An 8,178-nucleotide genomic window follows, 5' to 3' on the forward strand; every position below is an offset into this window, starting at 1 on the left:
AAAGAAACTTGCTAGGAGAACGATCTATTTCAAGTGAAAGATTAAATCTTTTTCTCAATACAAAATAGAGGAGAAAGAGGACGCTTTTCGTGGATACGAACGATGGCATCTCCTAAGAGGTGGGCAATAGAGATCTGTTCAATCTTATCAATCAAACGCTCTTCTGGTAGGTAGATGGTATCCAAAACAACCAATTTTTTAATAGCTGATTTTTGGATATTGTCCATAGCTGGCCCAGAAAGAACTGGGTGCGTACAGCTTGCATATACTTCAACAGCACCTGCTTCAGCAAGAGCGTCCGCTGCATGACAAATAGTTCCAGCTGTATCGATCATATCGTCAATCAAGATACAAGTCTTACCTTCTACTTTACCAATGATGTTCATCACTTCACTGGTATTCATCTTGTCTACACTACGGCGTTTGTCAATAATCGCAATCGGAGTTTTCAAAAACTCCGCCAATTTACGAGCACGAGTCACCCCACCATGGTCTGGACTGACAACCACGTAGTCAGAGCCAACCATGCCACGACGTTCAAAATAGTCCGCAATCAATGGAGCACCCATCAAGTGATCTACAGGAATATCAAAGAATCCCTGAATCTGTGCAGCGTGCAAATCAATCGTCAACAAACGATCTACCCCAGCAACTTCTAGCATGTTTGCAACGAGTTTTGCAGTGATTGGCTCACGCGCGCGCGCTTTTCTATCCTGACGTGCATAGCCATAGTAGGGCATAACAACATTGACAGATTCTGCACTAGCACGCTTCAATGCGTCCACCATAATCAAAATTTCAAGTAAATTATCATTTACAGGTGAACTAGTTGATTGTAGGATAAAGACGTGTTTTCCACGGATTGATTCTTCTATGTTGACTTGAATCTCCCCATCTGAAAATTGGCGAACAGTCGATTTCCCCAACTCTATCCCAATCTCTTGCGCCACACGCTCTGCCAATTCTCTATTAGAAGAAAGGGCAAACAGCTTTAAATCAGAAAAAGACATGATTTCCTCCGGTATTTATGTATCACTTGTTTTTTACACAACATTTTCCATCTACCATTGTAGCGCTTTTTCCTTTATTTTTCAATCAAAAATAAAACAAGAGCAAACATTTATACCCTTGTTTTATACTATTTTATATTAGCTATATTAAAACTAAAAATCCTACATTTTAACAATCGATTTTATGCTAGGATGAGATTTTTTCGAGACAAAGTTAGTATACCTCTCTCATACTTCCTGTATCCACATCATAGACAGCACCTGAAATAACCACATCATCAGGAATTAGTGGAGATTCTCGAAGCAATTGCATATCCTCTCTCACGCTCTCTTCAACATCCTGAAATGGTAAAAAGTCTTGACCAGACACATCAACTCCAAGCTCGAGTTTCAAATGTTCATGAAAACTTTCATTTTGAAAGGTTTGAGCTCCACAGTCTGTATGGTGAAGCACCACGATTTCTCTTGTCCCCATTTGTTGCTGGGAAATCACCAGTGAACGAATCATGTCCTCAGTTACTCGACCACCCGCATTCCGCAAGATATGAGCATCCCCAAGGGCCAAACCTAGAGCTTGCGCAACGTGTAGACGTGAGTCCATACAGGTCACGATAGCTACTCTGGTTTTGGGTTTAAGTGGCAGATTTAACTGCCCATGTAGGGCAACATAAGCCTGATTGGCTTGCATAAACTGTTCAAAATACGACACGATTCCCTCCTCAAAAATTTGACAATCAAATATTTCTCCTATCTTATCATTTTTAAGAAGATTTGTCACGGATTATGCAAAGACCTTTTTCAAAACTTCCTGAATCGTTGTCACACCAATGACTTCAATTTCCTTGGGTGGAGTGATTCCTGTCAAGGAATTCTTGGGTACATAAATCTTGGTAAAGCCCAGTTTTGCCGCTTCATTGATGCGTTGTTCGATACGATTCACGCGTCGAATTTCTCCGGTCAGGCCCAGTTCACCCACAAAACATTCCTGAGGATTGGTAGGCTTGTCCTTGTAGCTTGAAGCAATGGCAACCGCAACAGCCAAGTCAATGGCAGGCTCATCCAATTTCACGCCGCCAGCAGATTTGAGATAGGCATCTTGATTTTGCAAGAGAAGCCCTGCTCGTTTTTCCAAAACAGCCATAATCAGACTTGCACGATTGAAATCAAGTCCTGTCGTTGTGCGCTTAGCATTTCCAAACATGGTCGGTGTCACTAAAGCCTGAACCTCCGCTAAAATCGGACGGGTCCCTTCCATGGTCACAACGATTGACGAGCCAGTAGCTCCATCCAAACGCTCCTCTAGGAAAACTTGACTCGGATTGAGCACCTCAACCAATCCGCCCGACTGCATCTCAAAGATGCCAATCTCATTAGTGGAACCAAAACGGTTTTTGACTGCTCTCAAGATACGAAAGGTATGGTGACGTTCCCCTTCAAAGTAAAGCACCGTATCCACCATATGTTCCAACATACGTGGACCAGCCAAGGTTCCTTCCTTGGTCACATGCCCTACGATAAAAATAGCAATGTTATTAGTCTTCGCCAACTGCATGAGTTCAGCTGTCACCTCACGCACCTGAGAAACAGACCCCTGCACCCCTGAAATTTCAGGAGACATAATGGTCTGGATAGAGTCGATGATGAGAAAATCTGGTTGGATGCGCTCCACCTCAGCTCGAACGCTCTGCATATTGGTTTCTGCATAGAGATAAAACTCGCTATCAATATCTCCCAAGCGCTCTGCTCGTAGCTTAATCTGCTGAGCAGACTCCTCCCCACTGACATAGAGAACCGTACCCACTTGGGACAACTGGGTTGAAACTTGTAGGAGAAGGGTTGATTTCCCGATTCCTGGATCCCCACCGATAAGGACGAGACTCCCTGGTACCACTCCACCTCCAAGCACACGGTTGAATTCCTCCATCTCCGTCTTGGTTCGATTGACGTTGATTGAAGTCACCTCAGCCAGTTTCATAGGCTTGGTTTTCTCACCTGTCAAGGACACACGCGCATTCTTGACCTCTGCAACCTCAACCTCTTCTACAAAAGAAGACCAAGACCCACAGTTAGGACAACGTCCCAGATATTTAGGGGAATTATACCCACAATTTTGACATACAAATGTCGCTTTTTTCTTTGCGATGATAAACCTCTTTCTAAATTTCTATCTCACACTCAATTACTTGGCAAAAATCAATCTTCTCGTCTGGTACAAATTGGCGCATGAGCATTCGATGAGCGACAACTACCACAGTCTGATGTTCTCGATACTTAGTCATGCATTCTAGAAAACGAGACTTCATCTCCGCAGCTGTCTCATATTGAATAGAACTATTAGAAAGCAACTCCCCCTTGCTTTCTAAAAACAGACATCTAGCTCTTTCAAAATTCTCTATACCACTTTCATAAACCTGCCATTCGTGTAACAAAGACTCCACCCTCAAAGGGAGGCCAGTAGCACAAGAAACATAAAAAGCTGTTTCTAAAGCTCGCGTTACTGCTGAAGTCACTAGTAAGTTAGCTGATTGTAGTAAGGGATTTTGGCAAAGTTCCTGAGCTTGTTGTCGTCCCTTCTCAGATAAGGGGGCCAAATCCATCCCAAAACCTGTATAAGAACGTTCCTCTAACTCACGGTAATCTGGCTCCCCATGACGTACAAAGATAATCTTCATCTTAGTGCCCTGTTGATCCAAATCCACCAGTTCGCACGCCGTTTGCCTCATCTCCGTCTGCGATTAAAAATGGTGCAAAGACAGCCTGAACCACACGTTCCCCAACTTCAAGAACCACTTCCTGATCAGTAATGTTTTTCATCTGCGCAAAAATATGTCCCTCATTTCCAGGATTTCCATAATAATCCCCATCAATTACCCCAACTGAGTTAATCAAGACCAAGCCCTTCTTACGAGGATTTGAAGAACGATCATAAAGATAGAGAACTTCTGTTGGCTGCATATAGGCCTTAACACCTGTCGGAACGAGAACAATCTCTCCTGGAGCAATCACAGTGCGTTCCGCGACCTTTAAATCATAACCAGCTGCATGGGCTGTCTCACGCTTCGGTAGCAAATTTTTATCTGTAAAACTCGAAACCAATTCAAAACCACGAATTTTCATCTTTTTCTCTTTTCTATAATCATTTATTCTAGGCTATTTTATCTTATTTATTCGAAAAAAGCACGAAAAAAGAGCACACAATTCACACTCGCTTAGGGCTGCTGGATTCCTCCCCTGACCCGCTTCACGCAGAACTGTTGCTCCACTATTTATTATACCACATTCCCCTCTATTTTTAAAGAGAAATTATTTTTTCCGTCGATTTCGGAAAAAGTCTTGCATAATAGCTGCACACTCACTCTCCAAAACTCCCGTTTCGACCTCTACACGATGATTGAGACGCTCATCTGTCAAGATGTCGTACAGACTCCCAGCTGCACCAAATTTCTGATTTTTAGCCCCGTAAACCACGTTTGGAATGCGGGCAAGTCCAATCGCCCCACTACACATAACACAAGGCTCAATGGTCACAAAAAGCGTACAATCTAGCAGACGCCAACTTTCTTCACTCGCGTTCGCATTCTCTATGGCCATGATTTCTGCATGCATAACCGCCCGTTGCAACTCCTCGCGCGCATTATGCCCACGACCAATGATCTCTCCATCCTTGACAATCACACAACCAATTGGAATTTCATCGTGTTCCAGAGCAATTTCTGCCTCTCTCAAAGCCTCTCTCATAAAAGCTTCTTTTTCTTCAACTGTATAATCCATAGTTTCTCTCTTTTCCTGCTTATCAATTCTATCATTATAGCATGTTTTCCTAGACAAAAAAAGAGCTCTATAATATTTACACTGACTAACTTTAGATATTATCAAATCGCTGGATTGTAGAAATAATGTTTTAAAAAGAGTATAATATTAGCAAAATTGATAGAAAATCAGAAATCATGAACTTAAAATAATGGAGATAACTGACATAGAAAATTCAAGAGATGAATATACTGAAATTTATACAATAAACAATATGAAAGGGTAAATGATGAAATTAGAGTTATTACTGGATAAACCAAAATTTACCTTAATGTTTCCATATAAAAATCAATTTAATAGAGCAGGGGGACCATTCATGATATCTTTATCTGTTATGATTCTCTGGATTTTAAAGCATCTGATAGCTTATAATACCGATTTTACAGACAAGATTATTATAGCAATTGTACTGATTTATGTTCCACTTCTTCTATGGTTTATGGGGTATTATCTCTTCATAAATGGAGTAAAATTAGAAGTTCATAAAAACAATACTGTTCAATATTATACCTATAGTAGCAGAGGCCTCAGCGTATTACATTATCAATTTAAACTTCAAGATATCGAACAAATAACCATTAAAAAGCGTCCCTTTAATTGTGCAAAGTTAACCATGAAAATTAGAAATCCTATTTTTTTAGAAGGATATGAGAAAAATCTAAATAAGCTAATAAGTGTCAGTATCATCACAGATGAACTGAAAGCAGATGTTTTTATGCACGAAATGAACCAAATTCAAAATGACAAATCAGGAAACCAAGTTATCAAATAAGCTAATTTACAAAAAATTTAGTTTTATCTAACTTATAAATTCTAAAGAAAATAGTTCACTGAAGAGGCTGGGATCAAAAATCCCAACCTCATTTTTGCTTAGTTGTAAACCTATAATTTATTAGTAGATTAAACTGTTTGTTGGTATTTTAAAATTCAAAAGCTCCTTTGAACAAAACTTCCTTTCTCTATCCACAACCTTAACCAATCTACCGAATTGTTGAAACCATGAAGTTCTAGGTCTATCAAATTAAGACTTGGTCTACAGATTTCTGTCCCACTGTTTTTTTCTTTATCTTAAAAAGTCAAGTAGAAGCCTGTATAGGACTTATGAACTAAAAAAGCCACCCAATGGGGTGACTTAATAGGGAGATTATTATGAAAAAGAAAAGTTTAGGATATTTGTTACAACAAGTTAGGAGGTCTTCTTGTAACTGTCTATAGTATACCCGACCTATCTTAAACAAATCTTAAAAATCTCTTAAGACCAAACACTTTCTAAAATATTGGTTTGTTCACGATCAGGACCTACTGAGAAAGTAGAAATACGAACCCCAACCAACTCGCTTACACGACGAACATAGTTACGTGCATTCTCAGGAAGGTCTTCTAAATTACGGACTCCAGTGATATCTTCTGACCAACCTGGCAATTCCTCATAGATTGGCTTGCAGCGTTTCAACTGCTCAAGACTAGCAGGATAGTAGTCAATACGTTGACCATCAAGATCATAGGCCACACAGATTTTCACAGTATCCAAACCACTCAAAACATCTATAGAGTTCAATGAAAGATTGGTAATTCCAGATACACGGCGGCTGTGACGCATCACAACTGAGTCAAACCAACCCACACGACGTGGACGGCCAGTTGTTGTACCGTATTCATGACCTACTTCACGGATGCGATCTCCCACTTCATCAAACAATTCAGTTGGGAAAGGTCCGTCCCCTACACGACTCGTATAGGCTTTACAAACACCTACAACCTTGTCAATCTTACTTGGACCAACACCAGACCCAATTGTCACACCACCAGCGACAGGGTTTGAAGAAGTAACAAATGGATAAGTACCTTGGTCAATATCCAACATAACACCTTGCGCACCTTCAAACAGCACACGTTTGCCATTATCAAGCGCATCGTTCAAGATAACAGAAGTATCTGTCACGTATTGCTTGATTTGTTGACCATACTCATAATACTCTTCAAAAATATCATCAACTGAAATAGGTTCACTATCATACAATTTTTCAAACAAACGATTCTTTTCCGCAAGATTGCGTTCCAAACGCTCACGGAAAATTTCTTTATCCAAAAGATCTGCAATACGGATACCTACACGGGCTGCCTTGTCCATATAGGCTGGACCGATTCCCTTTATTGTAGTACCAATCTTATTATCACCCTTAGCTTCTTCTTGCAAGCGATCCAACTCAATGTGGTAAGGCAAAATAACATGCGCACGATCAGAGATACGTAGATTATCTGTTGTAACACCTTCTTCATGCAGATAAGACAATTCTTTCACAAGTGATTTAGGGTTTACAACCATACCGTTTCCAATAACTGAAATTTTTTCAGGGAAGAAAATTCCAGATGGAATCAAGTGCAACTTAAACTTTTTACCATCAATAACAATGGTGTGGCCTGCATTGTCACCACCTTGGTAACGAGCAATTACTTCCGCATTGGCTGAAAGAAAATCTGTAATTTTTCCTTTACCTTCATCGCCCCATTGGGTACCTACAACAACAACTGAAGTCATAATAAATTTCGTCTGAGCTACTAGGAGCTCGTCCTTTCTCATATACATGGCAGGAATTTCACCCACAATTATATCTTACAACTTATTATAAGAAAAAAACACTTTTTTATCAAGAAGAAACAGTAGAAAAGATTTGGGATTTCTGTAAATAACAAAATCCAAAACCTTAAAAATTAAATAAAATCCTAAAAAATATAAAATCAATACAGATTATTGTTCGTGATATATGATTTATGAGTTTCTTATTGGATAAGAGTTGTACCACCTTGCAGGAATTCATCTAGATATAGACGATAAGCTGTTTTAAAGTGATATAGTGAAAAGTCCCTGTCACTTTTTATTTTAAATCGGATTAAATAATATAGTAAAAAACGAAGATGAAGTGATTCCCACTCAGCACAACTCTGGCCTAAAGAGGCATATTCTTGTTCAACTAGTTTCAAAAAGACGAATGCTCGATCATAAAATTTCTGAAGCATATAAAAATTCCCTTTCTTATTACTAACACTAGTCTAACAAAAAAAGGAATTAAAAAAGCTTCAAATCCTATAAAAGAAGAATTTAAAGCCAAACGAACTAAAAATAAAATAAAGAGGTAATTATAGGTACAAAAACTAAGACTTAGATTTTCAACTATCTACTTCACTTAAAAGTCATAACTACCCGTTTATGTACTTCACCTGACGGAGCAAGACGGACTAATAGTCACATAAAAAAACGTTCAATTGAACGTTTTTTGTCAGTACTCCGCCAGTAGGACTCGAACCTACGACATCATGATTAACAGTCATGCGCTACTACCAACTGAGCTATGGCGGA

Annotated in this window: 9 protein-coding genes, 1 tRNA gene and 1 other RNA gene; 1 reads left to right on the forward strand and 10 read right to left on the reverse strand. The window is 39.5% G+C overall.

The genetic code is table 11. The annotated features are described in order from the left end of the window. Window positions 1-41 precede the first annotated feature (41 nt). The 7 genes from PG086_RS08010 to tadA all read right to left on the reverse strand — a co-directional run bounded on the left by PG086_RS08010 (window position 42) and on the right by tadA (window position 4,781). Window positions 42-1,010: a ribose-phosphate diphosphokinase gene (locus tag PG086_RS08010; RefSeq protein WP_000010177.1), complete on the reverse strand. Its 969-nt coding sequence runs from the start codon at window positions 1,008-1,010 to the stop codon at window positions 42-44. A gap of 214 nt (window positions 1,011-1,224) precedes the next feature. Beyond that, window positions 1,225-1,719, reverse strand: a complete 495-nt coding sequence (locus PG086_RS08015; RefSeq protein WP_247952535.1) for a beta-class carbonic anhydrase — start codon at window positions 1,717-1,719, stop codon at window positions 1,225-1,227. A 72-nt stretch (window positions 1,720-1,791) separates the two neighbouring features. Then, window positions 1,792-3,153 (reverse strand): DNA repair protein RadA, encoded by a 1,362-nt coding sequence (gene radA, locus PG086_RS08020; RefSeq protein ID WP_081021137.1) that lies wholly within the window; start codon window positions 3,151-3,153, stop codon window positions 1,792-1,794. Between the two features lie 13 nt (window positions 3,154-3,166). Further along, window positions 3,167-3,733, reverse strand: coding sequence for a histidine phosphatase family protein (locus PG086_RS08025; protein WP_420235661.1), 567 nt, complete (start codon window positions 3,731-3,733; stop codon window positions 3,167-3,169). After that, window positions 3,684-4,127 (reverse strand): dUTP diphosphatase, encoded by a 444-nt coding sequence (locus tag PG086_RS08030; protein ID WP_084852951.1) that lies wholly within the window; start codon window positions 4,125-4,127, stop codon window positions 3,684-3,686. Before PG086_RS08030 ends, PG086_RS08025 begins: the two co-directional genes overlap by 50 nt. A gap of 59 nt (window positions 4,128-4,186) precedes the next feature. Beyond that, window positions 4,187-4,281, reverse strand: an RNA gene (gene ffs, locus PG086_RS08035) — signal recognition particle sRNA small type. Between the two features lie 32 nt (window positions 4,282-4,313). Continuing rightward, on the reverse strand, window positions 4,314-4,781 hold the full coding sequence (gene tadA, locus PG086_RS08040) for a tRNA adenosine(34) deaminase TadA (RefSeq protein WP_084852950.1): 468 nt from the start codon (window positions 4,779-4,781) through the stop codon (window positions 4,314-4,316). A gap of 265 nt (window positions 4,782-5,046) precedes the next feature. Here tadA and PG086_RS08045 point away from each other — a divergent pair, with 265 nt between their 5' ends. After that, a complete protein-coding gene (locus tag PG086_RS08045; RefSeq protein ID WP_084852949.1) occupies window positions 5,047-5,592 on the forward strand; it encodes a hypothetical protein in 546 nt (181 codons plus the stop codon). Between the two features lie 480 nt (window positions 5,593-6,072). Here the strand turns inward: PG086_RS08045 and PG086_RS08050 are convergent, their stop codons facing one another. The 3 genes from PG086_RS08050 to PG086_RS08060 form a co-directional block, all read right to left on the reverse strand. Next, window positions 6,073-7,359, reverse strand: coding sequence for an adenylosuccinate synthase (locus tag PG086_RS08050; RefSeq protein WP_084850916.1), 1,287 nt, complete (start codon window positions 7,357-7,359; stop codon window positions 6,073-6,075). 242 nt (window positions 7,360-7,601) lie between these two features. Next, window positions 7,602-7,838 carry a sigma(X)-activator ComW gene (gene comW / locus PG086_RS08055; protein ID WP_000939505.1) on the reverse strand — a complete coding sequence of 79 codons (237 nt, stop codon included), beginning with the start codon at window positions 7,836-7,838 and terminating at the stop codon, window positions 7,602-7,604. 266 nt (window positions 7,839-8,104) lie between these two features. After that, window positions 8,105-8,178, reverse strand: a tRNA-Asn gene (locus PG086_RS08060).

It is taken from the genome of Streptococcus halitosis, from assembly GCF_027691175.1.
GTDB classification, from domain to species: Bacteria; Bacillota; Bacilli; order Lactobacillales; family Streptococcaceae; genus Streptococcus; species Streptococcus halitosis_A.